The sequence below is a fragment of the Desulfoscipio gibsoniae DSM 7213 genome (assembly GCF_000233715.2).
In the GTDB taxonomy this organism is placed as follows: Bacteria; Bacillota; Desulfotomaculia; order Desulfotomaculales; family Desulfallaceae; genus Sporotomaculum; species Sporotomaculum gibsoniae.
In genome coordinates this window covers 2,941,320-2,957,004 of the sequence record NC_021184.1, presented here as the reverse complement: position 1 = coordinate 2,957,004, position 15,685 = coordinate 2,941,320, and the positions used below count along the sequence as shown (strand labels likewise).

The window sequence follows — 15,685 nt, the reverse complement described above, 5'->3', positions numbered from 1 at the left end:
AGCGGCCCGCCTCCACCAATTTTTTTATCGAAAGAAGTCGAGACTATGATCAACAGCAGTTGGCTTCTTTGCTTTTTGTGTTAGAATAAAGTGTACATTGTTTATTCTTTCTCATTCAAACTCGTTTACTCAGGCTTGATGAGCTAAAGAAATTCGTGTATATATATTTAGATTGGGCCAGGAGGTTGGTTTCATGCCAAATATTAAATCCAGCACGGACTTAAGGAACAAATACAATGAAATTTCGACGTTCTGTCATGAAAGCAGAGAGCCCATCTTTATTACTAAAAATGGACAGGGAGATTTGGTCGTTATGAGCATTGAGACCTATGAGATGCTCAACGGCAAACTCGAACTTTACCGTCTGCTTGATGAGGGCAGGGCGGCGGTAATAGGGGGCAGAAAGCGTCCACTTGAAGATGTCATGCGAGACATCCGGCAGGAAATAACTGATGGCAAAATATAGGGTTGACGTATCTTTTTTGATTTTGCAACAAATGAGAGAGATCTGAAAGAGACATCTTTGCCTTGAAATAGCTGGGGAGAGCGTCAAAAAAATAGATTAATGCTTCTTGAAGCGCTTCATCAGTTAATACGAGTTTTTCTTTCAAGATTGTTCTTAATATACTTAAAATGAGCTGCAAAGATTCTGGTAAAGAAATTACCGACTATATGTATATAGAGGGCAAAGCTGATAAAATTGGATAATAAAGCAGGCAGCGAGGCCAGTTTTATTGTATCGCAGAATACATATATGGTTGATGGCATCCAGATAGAAGCCGGTGCTGAGCTTATAGGCTTTTATGCCGGGCCGTATGTTGTTTAGAAATTTTTAAGAAAAAGTTAAGCATTTATTAAACTTTTGTTTAACGGGTGTTTAGCTTTTGCTGATAATATATCTTTAATCAAATAAGCATGCAATGAAGAGCACAATATTTTGGCGAAGAAGCCTGCCGGGAACTACTCCCTGCAGGCTTTTTTTATTCTCAGGCGATGGGGCCTAAAAAAAGTCAAGTTTCATACGGTGCCGTGATGGAGGGCACGCATTTTCTGGCGAAGGAGCCTGCCGGGGATAATCCCCGGCAGGCTTTTTGTTTCAACCTGACTAACTTGGCGTAAGTCTCCACTTCTATAAGTGGGAGCACAACGCCAAATAAGTCATGCATTTGCAGTTCTAAAATTCAGGGCGAGTTGAATCTCCCCCTGAATTAAGAACTTGCTTCAAAGGGGGGTTGTTTTGCTTGATGCTGTGAGCCTGGAAACAAATAGATTACCCAGCAAAAAGGAAAGGAGAGTCATTATTATGGAACAGCAAAAAAAACTGGGCTTCTTATCCGCTTTTTCTGTAGCCGTGGGCTTGGTGGTGGCATCCAGCACCCTGGTTACTCTGGGTCAGGGTATGGGTATGGCAGGGGGGGGCTTCATCATTGCCATGGTTGCCGCCTGGTTCCTGCAGTATTTTTCCGCCCAGAGCTTTGCGGAACTAACAACCTCTTTGCCCAAATCGGGCAGCTTGAACGTCTACGCCCGGATGGCGATGGGCCCGGCCCTTGGTATTATCAGCATTCTGGCAGGTTATGTCTATATGAGTTTTTTAACCGTTCCGGCTGAGCTGTCGGTGGCCGGGGCCGTCTTTAACGGGGTCTTTGCCCCGGAGTTTTCCCCCGCTTTGTTTGCCTTTGTCTTACTGGCGATATTCACCATTGCCAACCTCCTGGGGGTGGACGTTTTTGCCAAGCTGCAGATTTTTTTAACCATTACCATGATTGTATCTATCAGCATCCTGGGGATAATCGGCCTGACCAATGCAGGTCTTCCGGTTCCCGCCGTCCCGGATATGCCCTTTAACCCCATGGGGCTGTCGGTATTAGGCCTTACGGCTCTGGCTATCTGGCTTTACATCGGAATTGAGTTTGTATGTCCCCTGGTGGAAGAAATCGACAGGCCGGAAAAAAATATCCCCCTGGCCATGACCCTTGGTTTGCTGGTAATTATTGTAGTAAACATACTGTACGGCTTTGCCTCCATTAAGTATGTTGCGGCGAACGCTTTGGCTGCTTCGGACACTCCCCATGTCATTGTGGCCCAGGCCATTCTCGGCCGGGGTGGAGAGATTTGGATCGGCCTGGTCTCGATCCTGGCTACGGCCAGTTCGGTAAACACCTTTATTGCGGTAATCCCGAGAATGCTCTACAGCATGGCCAAAGACGGCGAAGCACCCAAAATCTTTACGATGATCCACCCCCGCTTCAGGACGCCCTGGGTGGGAATTCTGATAGTGTTTGCCATTTATTCTATGCTCCTTTTACTGGGCATTGCCGGAATTGAACAAATTATGATCCTGATTCTTTCCGCCGCAACCTGCTGGCTGCTGGCTTACGTACTGACCCACATTGTGGTAATCGTGCTGCGGTACAAATACCCGACCCTGAAGAGGCCTTACAAAACGCCATTATACCCCTTACCGCAAATCCTGGGCAGCGCAGGGATGATTTACGCCATTTGGGCCATCTGGCCTGATGTTGTTACCAAAATGGAAATATACAAGTATGCGGGGGTAGCCCTGTTGGTTTGCGTGATCTATACGGTAGTCTGGGTTAAATTTGTGATGAAGAAAAATCTGTTTGAGCCCATTTCCCTGGAAGAAGAAATGGGGGCTGAGTTTGTCCGTGAAGCCTTGAAACAGGAAGCACCCGTCAAACGGCTGAATACGAGCACGGTAAGTTAGCGAGAACTTTAGCTAAGGTGATAGGAATATGAAACAGAAAATCGATGGCTATGCCAGGACATCCCTGGGGTTTATAGCCAAAGAGTTCGGAGCATATTTAGGAAAGATGGAAGCTGATCCGGATGGAGTTGTTTTTACAGCTCCTCCGGGATCGCTTTCGCAAGTCAGAATTACTAACAACAAGAAAAAATTTCTTTTGGGAGGGCTCTTTGCACTGGAAATCATAGGAGAAATTCCTTTAAAAGGTCTGGTAAGGGATAATTGCCCCATTCGCCTGCATTACCGGGGGAGTCTTCTGAAAGGTAAAGCCTATTTCCAGGACCGGCAGGGAGTGCACAAAGCAATTGTATCCCGCTTGAATAATGATGCGGAGCTGATCCGGACTTTGAGTCAATTGGACCTGGAAAAAGGTGAAATATGGGTGGATGACGACAAATACACCATAAAACTATCCCCTTTGGGTGGTTCTTATATGTATATGATGATTCCTCCCTTGCGTTATACCGGGTCATTGCCAAAAAAAGAAATCAACCGGCTGTATGCCGCCTTGGCCAGAGCTTCAGAAATATTAAAAACAGGCAGACCCGCTGTTTAACCTGACTAACTTGGCTTAAGTTGCCTACTCTCTAGGTGGGGGTACAACGTTAACTAAATCATGCATTTGCAATTCTAAAATTCAGGAGGAGTTGAATCCCCCTTGAATTTTAGAACTTGCTTCAAAAATACATTGAAAGTGAGGTTGGGAGAAAAGGTGTTGGGAAAAAAGCTTTTAGTCTTATTAACTTTGACCTGTGTTGCCCTGACTACCCTCGGCCTAACTGTCTTTTCCGGACAGTTTAAAAAAGGAGATGCCTTTACCGGTGAGATGGGCATAAGTGCCGACGTAGACCTGCAAAAGCTCAAGGACGGTCTTTCTCTTGATGAGGAGATGCTGGTTCTGGGTAAAAGAGACGGAAGCATGGCGGTCTATTCCTCCGACCTGGAAAAAACTATGGACCTGCCCGCTTTTCATGAAAGTGAAGTTCACGCTATTGCTGTGTCACCCGATCGTAAATTTATGGTCAGTGGTGATAAAAACGGCAAAGTGGTAGTCTGGGACGTGCTTGACCAAAAGGTGAGATCTCTGGATGATGCTCACCTGGGAGATGTACGGGATATCGTTTTTGCGCCCGGCGGGGAGTATTTTGCCACCGCCAGTAAAGACCGGACTATTAAAATCTGGGAGACCGGGACCGCTAAAAGCGTTCAAACTTTAAAAGGGCACCAAAGCTATGTTTTAGGGCTTGATTTCAGCCCTGACGGAAACTATATCGCCTCGGTGGGAGCAGATAACTTTTTGATTATCTGGGATGTCAAAACCGGTCGGAAGGTCCGGGAAAAAGGCAACAGCCACTACCGGGCGGTGAACCAGGTGTTGTTTTCGCCGGACGGCAGATATCTCTATACGGCCAGTTCCGACTCCCTGATCAAGATCTGGGACTTCTTCACACTGGAGTGTCTGAACACCTTAAAAGGGCACAAAAATGAAGTGCTGTGCCTGGCCATCAGCCCGGATGGGAAAACTCTCCTTTCGGCCGCCAGAGACAACACCCTGCTCTACTTTGATGCCATAACCGGAGAAAAAACGGCAACCGTAGCGTTGGCTAACAATCTCTACGTGTCCGGCCTCGAATTTGCACATAGCGGAGCCAAGATCTATGTGGGAGACATGTCCGGCGACCTGATTTGCCTGGATTACCAGGGCCGGAAGATCGTGAACCAAAAGGCGGTGGAGCCGATTTATGCCTTGAGTAAAATTTAGGGGTATTTATGAGGTAGTTTGGCCATTAAACAGTTGATGAACAACACAGTTAAATGGTTTTCAAAATCTTATTGAAAGGGGTTTTAATAATGGAAAGTACTGTTTTAAAAATGATAAGCACCAATGGGATTGATCCGTCCACCGGTTACAAGAATTTAACGGTGGATGATGTAAAAAGACTGATCAATGACCGGGGTATCGAAATGATTCGCCTGGAATACGTGGACCTAAACGGTGTCAACCGGGGCAAGCTGCTACCCGCCGACATGATAGACGTGGTCTTTGAGGACGGCATCGCCTTCGCGGCAGCCATTATGGCCATTTGTTTCGACAACAGCGTGGCCCAGGTCAAAGGCCTCTCCGAATACTATGACGATATGAAGGTCCTGGGCGACCCCACTACTTTCACCATCTTGCCTTATCTTGATAAAACAGCCCTGCTGCTGGGCGACCTTTATTACCATCAAAAACCGATGAGACAGTCGCCCCGCTGGTTTTTAAAGAACATGATCAAGCAGTATAACGATATGGGTTACAACCCCATCACGGCCAGTGAAATTGAATTCTTCCTGTATAACAAGGTTGAGAACGGTGATATCCTGCCTTATACCAGGCAAACGGGCAACGCCTATACCAGCAATATCCGGACCGACCCCCAGGGTTTTTTAAACAAGCTTACCAGGACCTTTAAGGAAATGGACTTCAAGGTCCTTTACATGAACCACGAATTTTACCCTGGCCAGTACGAATACAATTGGAGCCACAGCCCGGCTTTGCGCAACGCTGACGAAACAAGTTTGTTCAAAGGTATTTGCAAGGACATTGCCGAGCAGAATAATCTGTTTGCTACCTTTATGGCCAAGCCGAAGAACGCCGACGGCGGCAGTGGTTGTCATTTTCACATCTCTTTGAACGACCTGAAAATGGGACAGAACATCTTTTACGACCAAAACGATCCGGACGGAACCTCCAAGGTTTTACGGAACTTTGTGGCGGGAATTCTCAAGCACGCCAGGGCGCTTACGGCCTTTCTGGCTCCCACGGTTAACTGCTTTAAGCGCTTCCAGCCGGATACTTTCGCTCCTTATTACATCGGCTGGGGAAATGACAACCGCACTACCTACGTGCGCATTCCCGAAGAGCGGGGCAAGGCCACCCGGGCGGAAATCAGGGCGGGGAGCGCGGCCTGCAACCCCTACCTGGCCCTGGCGGGGATCCTGGCCGCGGGCCTTGACGGTATAACCAACAACCTGGAGCCGCCTGAGATAGTTGACAGCGATCTGTATCACGATGCGGCCAGGCAGACCGAAATCGTACCCAAGAGCTTATACCGGGCTTTAGCGGAACTGGAAAAGGATGAGTGGCTCTGCCGGTGTGCCGGGGAGGAGTTAATCAATAACTTTATCGCTGTTAAGCAAATGGAAGTGGAGAAATTCACCAACTTCGTTACGGATTGGGAATGGCAGAACTATTCATATCATGTTTAAAAAACTATCAAGTCAGCGCAAGGAGGACTAATCATGTGTGGAATTGCCGGTATCATAAACAAAAACGGCATGGACATATCAGCCAAGCTTTTGGAAATGCTTTGCCTGATACAGCACCGCGGTCCTGACGCCAGCGGCATAGCCGTGTATGGCGAGGGACCGGAAGTAAGTTTACGGGTTTCCATTACCCAAAAGGAAATGGTTCCCACCCTGGAAAACATCATTGTCCGGTATGGAACCGTGCTGTCCAGTCAGTTTTCCGACGAGAGCAGGGCTGTGGTGTTCGCGGATTTGAAGCTGGTTATTGACCGGGACCATCTGGCCGGGCTCCATGCGGCTATCAACTCCCGGGACGGCCTCTATGTGCACTCTCTGGGCCGGGGAATGAAAGTTTATAAAGATGGTGGGACTATCACCAATTTGACCAAGCATCATATTATTGAAAACTGCCATGGCACCCATGGCCTGGGGCATGTTCGGATGGCCACCGAGAGCGCCGAGGACATCAACGCGGCCCACCCTTTTGTTTCCCCGTTTTATCCGGAATTGACTATCGTCCACAACGGCCAGTTCACTAATTACTTTAACATGAGGAGGTACCTGGAAAGCAAGGGGGCTATCTTTAAAACGCTGAACGACTCGGAGGCGGCCAGCCACCTCATCGCCCTGGCCATGCGGCAAAACGGGGGAGACCTGAAGGATGCCCTGCATTTTGCTCTGGAGGAAATGGACGGCATCTTTTGCATCATTGCAGCCACATCCAACCAAATCGGCATTGCCAGAGACAAGCTGGGAATCAAGCCCCTCTTGCTTTTTGAAAAGGAAGGCATTACATTGATTGGCTCTGAACAGATTGAATTTACAGCTGTCTTCCCCGATGTTTACGCCGACGAAATTGAACCGGGAGAGGTAATGGTATGGAATATATAGACGCATTAGATTTTAAAAGCAGGGAATTAAACCAACTAATTGCTGAAAAACTTAAATCCGGCCAAGAAGTAACCATTTTAAACCCCCACTCCATGCATAACATCGCCACGGGCCTGTCGGTTCAAGGAAAAATCATCGTTCGTGGCAGCACCGGTTTTTATGCCGGCGGCTTTCTGGAAGGGCCCACTCTGGTGGTTGAAGGAAATGCCGGCTGGTATGTGGGCGACAACATGATGGATGGGGAGCTTTTGGTGACCAAGAACACCGGTTGTAATGCCGGCACCTATTTTTACGGCGGGACCATGGTTATCTACGGCAACACCGGGAGCCGGGCGGGCTACGGGATGAAAGGCGGGACCATCATCGTCTGCGGTTCCGCCGGCCGCTGGTCGGGCCAGATGACCCTGGGCGGCAAACTGGTTATTCTGGGCAAAGTGGGCAAACAGATCGGGGAGTCCATGTATAAGGGCGTGATCCTGGTCCGGGACAAGGAAGCCGGGGAGAACCTGGGCCAAAATGTGTTCCTGGACAAGATCACAGAGCCGGAAATGCAAGAACTGGCCGGCTTGTTTGAACAATATGAGATCAAGGCCGACCCGGAGGAGTTTAAGGCCATTCGTCCTCTGGCCACGGGCAGGCATAGCTATGTTTTGTTCGAACCCCGGTTGAACCCTGAATTGTCCCGATAAATAACGGCTGAGCTTAAGGAGAGAAACCCATGAGTGATAAAAAGAAGAGGAATTTTGAGCCTAAAGATGTCCAGCGGGGCATCTGGAACCAGGAAATTATCTCGGAAATAGATTATAAAGCTGTTAACGGAAAACATCGTATCCGCGGCTGCGGCGCCACCCGTTACATGCCTACCTTTGATGACCTGATGATCCTTCCCTCGCAGCTTTCCAGGATGTCCATCGACACCTACCGGGAGCCTTGCGAGACCAGAACCGTTCTGGGCAAGCGCTTTGCTACCAGGCCCATCGTGTTGGAGACACCGGTGATGATCGCGGGGATGTCCTACGGGGCCATCAGCAAAGAGGCCAAAATTGCTCTGGCCAAGGCCACGGCCCTGACCGGAACGGTAATCAGCAACGGTGAGGGAGGGCTGCTGCCCGAAGAAAAGCAGCACTCCTACCTGCAGTCTATTCAGGTCCTGCCCAGCCGCTTCGGCTTCAGCAAGCGCAATCTTGAAGCGGCCGATATGCTGGAAGTGCTTATCGGCATTGGGGCCAAGCCGGGCCTTTCAGGGCACCTCATGGGCAGTAAAATTACCGAGGAGATCGCCAGCTTCAGGCAGCTCCCGGTGGGTATCGATTTGCACAGCCACCCCCGCCACGGCGATGCCTTCGGGGCCGACGATATGGTGATAAAAATGGAGCAGCTGCGGGAACTGACCAACGGCGAGGTGCCCATATTTTTCAAGATTGCCGCCGGCAGAGTCCGGGATGATGTCAAGCTGGCGGTCAAGGTGGGGGCCGACGGCATCATTATCGACGGGGCCCAGGGAGGAACCGGGGCGGCCCCGGTGATGGCCTCCGGCCACCTGGGTATTCCTTCCATGCCGGCTCTGGTTCAGGCGGTTAAAACGCTGGAAGAAATGGGGGTTAAGAACGAGGTCAGCCTCATTATATCCGGCGGTATCAAGGACGGGGCCGACCTGGCCAAGGCCCTGGCCATTGGTGCCGACGCCGTGGCTATCGGCACCGGGGCAATGGTAGCCATGGGCTGCCGGGTGTGCCTGCGCTGCCATAAAGGGGTCTGCGCTTTCGGTATCGGCACCCAGGATCCGGAGTTGAGGAAAAAACTGGATATTGAGGAAGCGGCGGAGAGGGTATCCAACTATATCAAGGCCATGACCTGTGAGGCTGTCTTGCTGGCCAAGGCAGCCGGCAAAACCAAGCTAAAAAATCTCGAGCGGGAAGATCTCCGCTCTATGACTATTGAGGCCTGTGCTATGACGGGCATTCCCCTGATAGGCAGCGATATCGTGTTTGGGGAACGCTTTGGCTTTATGTCCTAAAGGAGGTTGGGAGCGTATAATGCGAATTCAAAACCATCCCATCTTGAAGACCTTTGAGAAGGGAAGACTGGTAACCTTTGAATACGATGGAGATACTTTACAGGGCTTTGAGGGTGAGCCCATTGCCATGGCCTTGAGGGCCAACGGGGTGATGATTCACCGTTATACCTCAAAACAGGCGGAGCCGCGGGGAGTGTTTTGCGCCATCGGCCGCTGTACAGATTGTGTGATGATAGTGGACGGAAAGCCCAACGTGCGGACTTGCGTTGTCCCGCTGCAGGAGGGCATGAAGATAAAAACCCAGTATGGTATTGCTAAAAAGGAAAAGGATGAAAGCGCATGAAGAGATACGAGGTAATTGTCATCGGAGCGGGGCCGGCCGGTTTATCCGCGGCTATAGAGGCCGCCTCCCACGGGATGCAGGTGGTAGTGTTTGATGAAAATGCCAGGCCAGGCGGCCAGCTGTTTAAGCAGATCCACAAATTTTTCGGCTCCAAGGAACATAAGGCCAAAGAAAGAGGCTTTCATATCGGCGAAAAGCTTTTAAAGGAAGCGCAGGCCCTGGGGGTGGAAGTGGTCCTGCAGGCTACGGTCCTGGGTATTTTTGACGGCAAGGAGATTTCGGTAATGATAAAGGACCGGCTGGAGCACTACCGGGCCAATGACCTGATTATCGCCACCGGTGCTTCGGAGAACAGTGTACCTTTTCCGGGCTGGACCCTGCCGGGAGTGATCGGGGCGGGAGCCGCCCAGACTATGATGAATATCCACGGCCTAAAGCCGGGCAACCGGGTTTTGATGGTGGGCTCGGGCAACGTGGGGCTGGTGGTGGGGTACCAGCTGCTGCAGGCCGGTTGTCAGCTGGCGGCAGTTATAGACGTTACTTCACGCATCGGCGGCTACGGGGTGCATGCTGCCAAGGTAGCCCGCACCGGTGTACCTTTTCTCATGTCCCATACCATTAAGGAGGCCTGTGGGACCACCCGGGTGGAGGGAGCCACTATTATCCAGGTGGATGGACATTGGCAACCTGTCCCCGGCAGCGAAAAGCACCTGGAAGTAGATACAATCTGCCTGGCGGTGGGCCTGTCTCCCATGTCTCAGCTGGCCAGGATGTCTCACTGCTGGATGGAAAACAACTCCGGCCGGGGGGGGATGGTCCCGATTTGCAATGAATACGGGGAAACCTCTTTGCCCGGCGTGTACGCCGTGGGGGATGTGGCAGGTATTGAAGAGGCCAGTTCGGCCATGATCCAGGGCCGCGTCGCCGGGGCTGCGGTGGCCCGGGCGCGGGGCTACCTGGGTGAGGCTGAGTTTAAGGACCGTTATGGGGATTATCACTCCTCCCTGGGGCAGTTGCGGGAAGGAATGTTTGGACACAAAAATAAAGGGCGTACCGACCTGACTCATACCGAAGAAGGCTATGCGCTTTCCCGGACGCTGCTGGCCAGGGGCTATCTGGCCGAAGAGGAACTTGCGGGTTATTCCGGCGTTTGCTCCGGGGAAAAAAGGAAAAACGGTGTTTTTCCCATTATTGAGTGTACTCAGAACATCCCCTGCAATCCCTGCCGGGACGCTTGCAAGCAGGGCTGTATCAAGGTGAGCGGTAAAATCACCAATCTGCCCGTCGTTGACGAATCGGTTTCCTGTACGGGCTGCGGGATGTGTGTTGTGTCCTGTCCCGGTCAGGCTATCTTCCTGGTTGATGAAAGCTATGCACCGGGCTATGCGGCGGTGTCCATACCTTACGAATTTTACCCCCTGCCGGAGGTGGGGGCCAGGGGTTCGGCCCTGGACCGCTCGGGAGCAGTTGTGGGAGAAGCGGAAGTTATCGGGGTTAAAATCACCAGGGCTATGGACGAGACGGCGGTCCTGACTATGAAAGTACCGCTCGACTGCTCAATGAAGGCAAGATTTTTTAAACCCCTTTAAACTATAAAGCAATTTAACCTACTAACTTGGCGTAAGTCTCCCACTTCTATAAGTGGAGTACAACGCCAACTAAGTCATACATTTTGCAGTTCTAAAATTCAGGGAGAGTTGAATCTCCCCCTGAATTAAGAGCTTGCTTCAAAGTTAGCGGAGCCATGGGAACGATTCGAGTGTCCGGGAAGTGTGGCTAAAAAATCGAGGACATTCACCGAAGCGCTGTGTTCCTTTCCTTAACGGAAAAAGACGATGGACCGTTCTTGTGGCGCAGCTTCTTACAAGGAGGCCTGTAATGAGCAAGAGAATTATGCGAACCCCGCCTGAGGGTGAATTTGTAGCCCGGCCGGACGATTCGCTGATCATTTGTCGGTGTGAGGAAATCACCAGGGGAGAAATCAGAAGAGCGATATACGATGGAATGCGCACAATGAATGAAATTAAAAGGTACCTGCGGGTGGGCATGGGGCTCTGCCAGGGACAGACTTGCAATCGCCTGGTTCAGGGCATTATGGCTAAAGAGCTGGGACTGGATCCGGTTGAGGTGGACATCCCTTTATCCCGCTCACCGGCCCGGCCCATTCCTATGAGTGTATACGCCAACGACGGGGTTACAAAAGAAAAAGGTGAAAGAAAATATGAATAAAAAGGAAATTATCATTGTCGGCGGCGGGGTGATCGGCTGCGCCCTGGCCTATTATCTGACCAAGCTAAAAATAAAAGCCCTGGTCATCGAAAAGAATGAGATCGGCATAGAAGCTTCCAGCCGCAACGGCGGCGGGGTCCGGCAGTCGGCCAGGGATTTGCGGGAGATGCCTCTGGCCAGGCATGCCGTGCAAAACCTTTGGCCGGGCCTTTCGGATGAACTGGGAGTTGACGTGGAATACGAGCGGAAAGGGAACCTGCGCCTGGGTAAAACCGAAGAGCATGCCAAAATTCTGGAGCGGATTGTCAGCCAGGGGCGTTCGGCGGGTCTTGACTTAAAACTCATCGACAGGCAAGAGGTGCGGGAAATCTGCCCTTATGCTTCGGAGGAAGTTATGGTGGCCAGCTACTGCCCCACAGACGGGCATGCCAACCCCATGCGGACCACCCTGGCTTTTTACAAAAGGGCCAGAGAAATGGGGGCCGAATTTGTTACCGGGGAAACAGTGCAGTCCATCCTGTTGCGTAAAGGTAAGGTAGGTGGCATTAAAACCGGTGCGGGTACTTATGAATCAGACCAGGTGTTGGTGGCAGCCGGTTTTGCTTCCCGGTTCATCGCTAATTCGGTGGGCATTGACGTGCCCATGCAAAAGGTGCTGGTGGAGGCCCTGGTGACGGGCCAACAGCCTCCCATGTTTCCCCAGATGATCGGTACGGCCGGTTCCGACTTTTACGGTCACCAGACCAAACACGGCTCTTTTGTCTTTGGGGGGATGACCGGCTTGGAACCATTTGCCTCGGAGGAATCCAGGCCTATGACCAGGAACATCACCGCCCCCAGCATCTGCCGGGCCATTCTCGGTTATTTTCCCGTCCTGGATCAGGCTGATATTATCCGCACCTGGTCGGGCTTTCTGGACGTAACAGCCGACCATGTCCCCGTATTAAGCAAGGTGGACGAAATACCGGGGCTGTTCCTGGCCTGCGGTTTCAGCGGACATGGCTACGGTATATCACCTGCTGTGGGACAGGTCATGGCGGAATTGGTGATCCATGACCGGCCGTCGCTGTCCCTGGACGCTTTTCGCTATGACCGCTTTATTCCCAAAAAATAATCACAAACCACAAACAGGAGGGAAATGTTGATGAATATGGAGAGAACTAATTATTCGTCCGGGGCACCCCTGGAAGATAAGGCGGGCTACAGCCGGGTGGTCAAGGTGGGGCCCTTCGTATACGTCGGCGGGACCACTTCGGTTCAGCCCGACGGCAGTGTCTACGGGGAAAATGACGGCTATGCCCAGACGAAATACATTTTGGAAAGGATGATTGGTTTTCTGGAGCAGGCCGGGTCCAGGCGGGAGGAAGTAATCAGGGTCAAGATGTATGCCACGGACATGACCCGGGCCAAGGAATACATTGAGGCTTACTCGGAATTTTTTAAGGACATCAAACCCCTGTGTACCCTGGTGGGGATATCCACCCTGTTTCGTCCTGCCCAGCTCATCGAAATAGAAATGGACGCTGTGATTGGATCAGCAAACTAGTACTACAGCCGCTTGTCATTGCGAGCGTTAGCCAAGCAATCTTTGGCTGTTACCCCCACTAATTGGGGACATTCCTCCGAAGGAGGTATGTCCCCTTTTTTTAGCCTTATTATTTTATCATGAGCCAGAAGCTTTTTTGAGGAACAACAAACCCTATTGGAACTTTAGGCAAGCTGGACGAGGTCGAAGAACAAGGCCGTGCTGGAAAGTGCTGCGTTCTGCGATGTTATGGCAGATTTAAGGAGCCGTATCCATGCTAAAGTATCCAACTAATATAATCGAAGCTGCAGAACAGGATTTAGCGAGTCTCCCGGAAATTATGAGCAAGAGAAGAATACTGGTAACCTTTAATTAGAGTTTTATTAAGAATTCGCATACATCGTCACCCCAACCAATCGAACGTTTAATCTCAACCTTTACCGTTTTTTTCGCTGCTTTGGAAAAAATCATCTCCATCATTCCTTGGGAGCAATAGTATTGGATAGGATGAAGATCGATCATTCCCGATCGAATAAGTGGACAACCACATTCGTAAAAGGTGCCTCGGATTTTATCCCCTTCAAGTTCCCATTTCCCTTTCAAGTTTCGTTTCTCCCGAAGAGTATTCCAACCATTTATAAGATCTTCAGTTGTATCTATTTTATTTCTCAAATAGCTTTCACATAATGAGAATAGGTCTGAAGCGCATTGCTTACCAACTGGTTTCATTATTGCGGCTTGCAGATCTTTACCAAGTTGGTTAATGCTTTCGTGCAACCCTGTTATCCACCTTTTATTCTTGTCAATAGGCATATTCATAGTTAATTGCTATTCCTCCTTTAGGGCTTGCTTCAAGTCTTGGATAAGATCACCGGCGTTCTCGATTCCTACCGAAAGTCTCAAGGATGAAGAAAAAGATCGTAATAGGTTCACGAGACTACGGTCTTGTTCTACCGGTGGTCAACTGTTTAGATATACGAGTGATCAGCATTTATTAATTAATGTTAAGAACTAATGAAAAGAATGTAAATGTTAAGTTTATAAATTAATTACTCAACTTTCGCAGTTCAAAAATCAGTCTAACCCCTTACAAAATAAGAATTTAGGCCAACTTTTTTAAGCAAAAACAAACAGAAAACACGCCTTTTTTGGTAAAATGTAGTCACCACAACAACACACCAAGAAAGGATGTTTTCTGTGGCTATAATTTTACCAAAAAATGATAACAATGAACAGGCTAAATCTTATTCTGATCGGTTTATAAAGCAGGCAAAAATAGGAACCTTTTTGCACCAGGCGAATATCCGAAAAGAATCCGGTCTATCGCCATTGTTCCTTTTCCAATTTATCTTTTCCCTTGTATTTCAAGGGAAAAATCTTTATCGAACATTGGAGTCAGGTCGTATAGATAACGCTCCTTCCAAAGATGCGATATATCGTTTTCTAAACAGGCCTACATTCAATTGGCGGAAATTTCTTGTTACAATCAGCTCATTTCTCATCAAAACAAGACTTTTACCCCTGACATCAGAGGGCCGGGCTCGTGTATTGATTTTAGACGACTCTACTTATTCCAGAAACCGTAGTAAATCGGTTGAATTATTGTCCCGGGTTCACGATCATTCAACAAATCGGTATCTGAAAGGGTTTCGGATGCTGACCTTGGGTTGGTCTGATGGTGGAACCTTTCTGCCCCTTGCGTTCTCTCTGCTTAGCTCTGATAAAGAGAAAAATCGTTACCAGGGGCTAAATCAAAGGATTGACAAACGGACAGTTGGATACCGCCGTCGCAAAGAAGCTATTCAAAAATCCACAGAAACTATGTTCTCGCTTCTCGACCAAGTGAACCCTTTTCAACTTTGTGCGAGTACCCTGCTTTTTGATAGCTGGTTTGCCTTTCCAGTCGTAATCAAGCGGGTGCTGACAGAATACCATTTGCATGTTGTTTGTATGCTCAAGAATATGCACCGCGTTTATTACACCTATAATGGAAGCGAATATACATTGGGTCAACTTTACAAAGTTCTTCGCAAAAAACGCGGGCGGGCCAAGATTCTATCATCCGTCGTTGTCGGGCTTGGTAAGGCCCAAAACGGAAATGACGTTCTGGTAAAAATCATCTTCGTTCGAGACCGTAACCGCTCAAAAAAATGGTTGGCAATCTTAACAACAAACCTTGAGCTATCTGATGAAGAAGTTATCCGTATTTATGGCAAACGCTGGGAAATCGAGTGTTTCTTCAAAGTCACAAAGTCCCATTTGCATTTGGCAAAGGAATTCCAGTGCCGTAGTTATGATGCGCTTACTGCTCATACCACCATTGTCTTTGTGCGATATATCATGCTGGCTTTAAGTGCCAGAGAGGAGAAAGACCCCAAGACCCTTGGCGAGCTCTTTTATCTGTGTTGCGATGAAATTGAGGATATTCGCTTTACCGAAGCTGTTCTTTTAATCATAGATCTTTTCGCCTCATCATTTAGCAAGGAATTTCTTCTTTCTGAAGAACAAATTCAACATTTTTTGGATACGTTTTTCGAGCAATTACCTGCCTTTCTGAAAAGTTCGCTTCAGAAAAGAGCAGTTGCTTGATATTAATAATTCCAAAACGCTTGCATATTAAGAGCT

Annotated in this window: 16 protein-coding genes; 15 read left to right on the top strand and 1 reads right to left on the bottom strand. The window is 49.3% G+C overall.

The annotated features are described in order from the left end of the window. Positions 1-193 precede the first annotated feature (193 nt). The 14 genes from DESGI_RS13850 (at position 194) to DESGI_RS13790 (ending at position 13,081) form a co-directional block, all read left to right on the top strand. Positions 194-466 carry a type II toxin-antitoxin system Phd/YefM family antitoxin gene (locus DESGI_RS13850; protein WP_006520854.1) on the top strand — a complete coding sequence of 91 codons (273 nt, stop codon included), beginning with the start codon at positions 194-196 and terminating at the stop codon, positions 464-466. Between the two features lie 234 nt (positions 467-700). Next, on the top strand, positions 701-826 hold the full coding sequence (locus DESGI_RS26125) for a hypothetical protein (protein WP_281168047.1): 126 nt from the start codon (positions 701-703) through the stop codon (positions 824-826). 411 nt (positions 827-1,237) lie between these two features. Then, positions 1,238-2,728 carry an APC family permease gene (locus tag DESGI_RS13845; protein WP_157872786.1) on the top strand — a complete coding sequence of 497 codons (1,491 nt, stop codon included), beginning with the start codon at positions 1,238-1,240 and terminating at the stop codon, positions 2,726-2,728. A 28-nt stretch (positions 2,729-2,756) separates the two neighbouring features. Then, on the top strand, positions 2,757-3,323 hold the full coding sequence (locus DESGI_RS13840) for a DUF3156 family protein (protein WP_006520856.1): 567 nt from the start codon (positions 2,757-2,759) through the stop codon (positions 3,321-3,323). 159 nt (positions 3,324-3,482) lie between these two features. Further along, complete coding sequence (locus DESGI_RS13835; protein ID WP_157872785.1) at positions 3,483-4,529, top strand: WD40 repeat domain-containing protein; 1,047 nt, start codon at positions 3,483-3,485, stop codon at positions 4,527-4,529. Between the two features lie 89 nt (positions 4,530-4,618). After that, on the top strand, positions 4,619-6,016 hold the full coding sequence (locus tag DESGI_RS13830) for a glutamine synthetase family protein (protein WP_006520858.1): 1,398 nt from the start codon (positions 4,619-4,621) through the stop codon (positions 6,014-6,016). Positions 6,017-6,049: 33 nt separating this feature from the next. Further along, on the top strand, positions 6,050-6,946 hold the full coding sequence (locus DESGI_RS13825) for a class II glutamine amidotransferase domain-containing protein (RefSeq protein WP_006520859.1): 897 nt from the start codon (positions 6,050-6,052) through the stop codon (positions 6,944-6,946). After that, positions 6,934-7,635 carry a GltB/FmdC/FwdC-like GXGXG domain-containing protein gene (locus DESGI_RS13820; protein ID WP_006520860.1) on the top strand — a complete coding sequence of 234 codons (702 nt, stop codon included), beginning with the start codon at positions 6,934-6,936 and terminating at the stop codon, positions 7,633-7,635. The genes DESGI_RS13825 and DESGI_RS13820 overlap by 13 nt, the downstream gene beginning before the upstream one ends. A 29-nt stretch (positions 7,636-7,664) precedes the next feature. Beyond that, positions 7,665-8,963 carry an FMN-binding glutamate synthase family protein gene (locus DESGI_RS13815; protein ID WP_006520861.1) on the top strand — a complete coding sequence of 433 codons (1,299 nt, stop codon included), beginning with the start codon at positions 7,665-7,667 and terminating at the stop codon, positions 8,961-8,963. 19 nt (positions 8,964-8,982) lie between these two features. Then, positions 8,983-9,306, top strand: coding sequence for a (2Fe-2S)-binding protein (locus DESGI_RS13810; protein ID WP_006520862.1), 324 nt, complete (start codon positions 8,983-8,985; stop codon positions 9,304-9,306). Beyond that, positions 9,303-10,895 carry an FAD-dependent oxidoreductase gene (locus DESGI_RS13805; protein WP_006520863.1) on the top strand — a complete coding sequence of 531 codons (1,593 nt, stop codon included), beginning with the start codon at positions 9,303-9,305 and terminating at the stop codon, positions 10,893-10,895. The genes DESGI_RS13810 and DESGI_RS13805 overlap by 4 nt, the downstream gene beginning before the upstream one ends. Before the next feature lie 289 nt (positions 10,896-11,184). Continuing rightward, a complete protein-coding gene (locus DESGI_RS13800) occupies positions 11,185-11,535 on the top strand; it encodes a (2Fe-2S)-binding protein (protein WP_006520864.1) in 351 nt (116 codons plus the stop codon). Then, positions 11,528-12,649, top strand: a complete 1,122-nt coding sequence (locus DESGI_RS13795; protein ID WP_006520865.1) for an NAD(P)/FAD-dependent oxidoreductase — start codon at positions 11,528-11,530, stop codon at positions 12,647-12,649. Before DESGI_RS13800 ends, DESGI_RS13795 begins: the two co-directional genes overlap by 8 nt. 30 nt (positions 12,650-12,679) lie before the next feature. Beyond that, positions 12,680-13,081, top strand: coding sequence for a Rid family hydrolase (locus tag DESGI_RS13790; RefSeq protein WP_006520866.1), 402 nt, complete (start codon positions 12,680-12,682; stop codon positions 13,079-13,081). 351 nt (positions 13,082-13,432) lie between these two features. Here the strand turns inward: DESGI_RS13790 and DESGI_RS13785 are convergent, their stop codons facing one another. Next, the gene (locus DESGI_RS13785) at positions 13,433-13,879 is read right to left on the bottom strand and encodes a DUF6144 family protein (RefSeq protein ID WP_006520867.1); all 447 of its coding nucleotides are present in this window, start codon (positions 13,877-13,879) and stop codon (positions 13,433-13,435) included. 378 nt (positions 13,880-14,257) lie between these two features. Between DESGI_RS13785 and DESGI_RS13780 the strand changes: the two genes are divergently transcribed. Further along, positions 14,258-15,649 carry an IS4 family transposase gene (locus tag DESGI_RS13780; RefSeq protein ID WP_006520890.1) on the top strand — a complete coding sequence of 464 codons (1,392 nt, stop codon included), beginning with the start codon at positions 14,258-14,260 and terminating at the stop codon, positions 15,647-15,649. Positions 15,650-15,685 lie beyond the last annotated feature (36 nt).

Bases quoted from the DNA above. Each gene is read 5' to 3' on its own strand.
- DESGI_RS13805 (WP_006520863.1), top strand. From the start codon at position 9,303: ATGAAGAGATACGAGGTAATTGTCATCGGAGCGGGGCCGGCCGGTTTA.
- DESGI_RS13840 (WP_006520856.1), top strand. From the start codon at position 2,757: ATGAAACAGAAAATCGATGGCTATGCCAGGACATCCCTGGGGTTTATA.
- DESGI_RS13810 (WP_006520862.1), top strand. From the start codon at position 8,983: ATGCGAATTCAAAACCATCCCATCTTGAAGACCTTTGAGAAGGGAAGA.
- DESGI_RS13790 (WP_006520866.1), top strand. From the start codon at position 12,680: ATGAATATGGAGAGAACTAATTATTCGTCCGGGGCACCCCTGGAAGAT.
- DESGI_RS13800 (WP_006520864.1), top strand. From the start codon at position 11,185: ATGAGCAAGAGAATTATGCGAACCCCGCCTGAGGGTGAATTTGTAGCC.
- DESGI_RS13815 (WP_006520861.1), top strand. From the start codon at position 7,665: ATGAGTGATAAAAAGAAGAGGAATTTTGAGCCTAAAGATGTCCAGCGG.
- DESGI_RS13850 (WP_006520854.1), top strand. From the start codon at position 194: ATGCCAAATATTAAATCCAGCACGGACTTAAGGAACAAATACAATGAA.
- DESGI_RS13825 (WP_006520859.1), top strand. From the start codon at position 6,050: ATGTGTGGAATTGCCGGTATCATAAACAAAAACGGCATGGACATATCA.
- DESGI_RS13785 (WP_006520867.1), bottom strand. From the start codon at position 13,879: ATGAATATGCCTATTGACAAGAATAAAAGGTGGATAACAGGGTTGCAC.
- DESGI_RS13820 (WP_006520860.1), top strand. From the start codon at position 6,934: ATGGAATATATAGACGCATTAGATTTTAAAAGCAGGGAATTAAACCAA.
- DESGI_RS13830 (WP_006520858.1), top strand. From the start codon at position 4,619: ATGGAAAGTACTGTTTTAAAAATGATAAGCACCAATGGGATTGATCCG.
- DESGI_RS13795 (WP_006520865.1), top strand. From the start codon at position 11,528: ATGAATAAAAAGGAAATTATCATTGTCGGCGGCGGGGTGATCGGCTGC.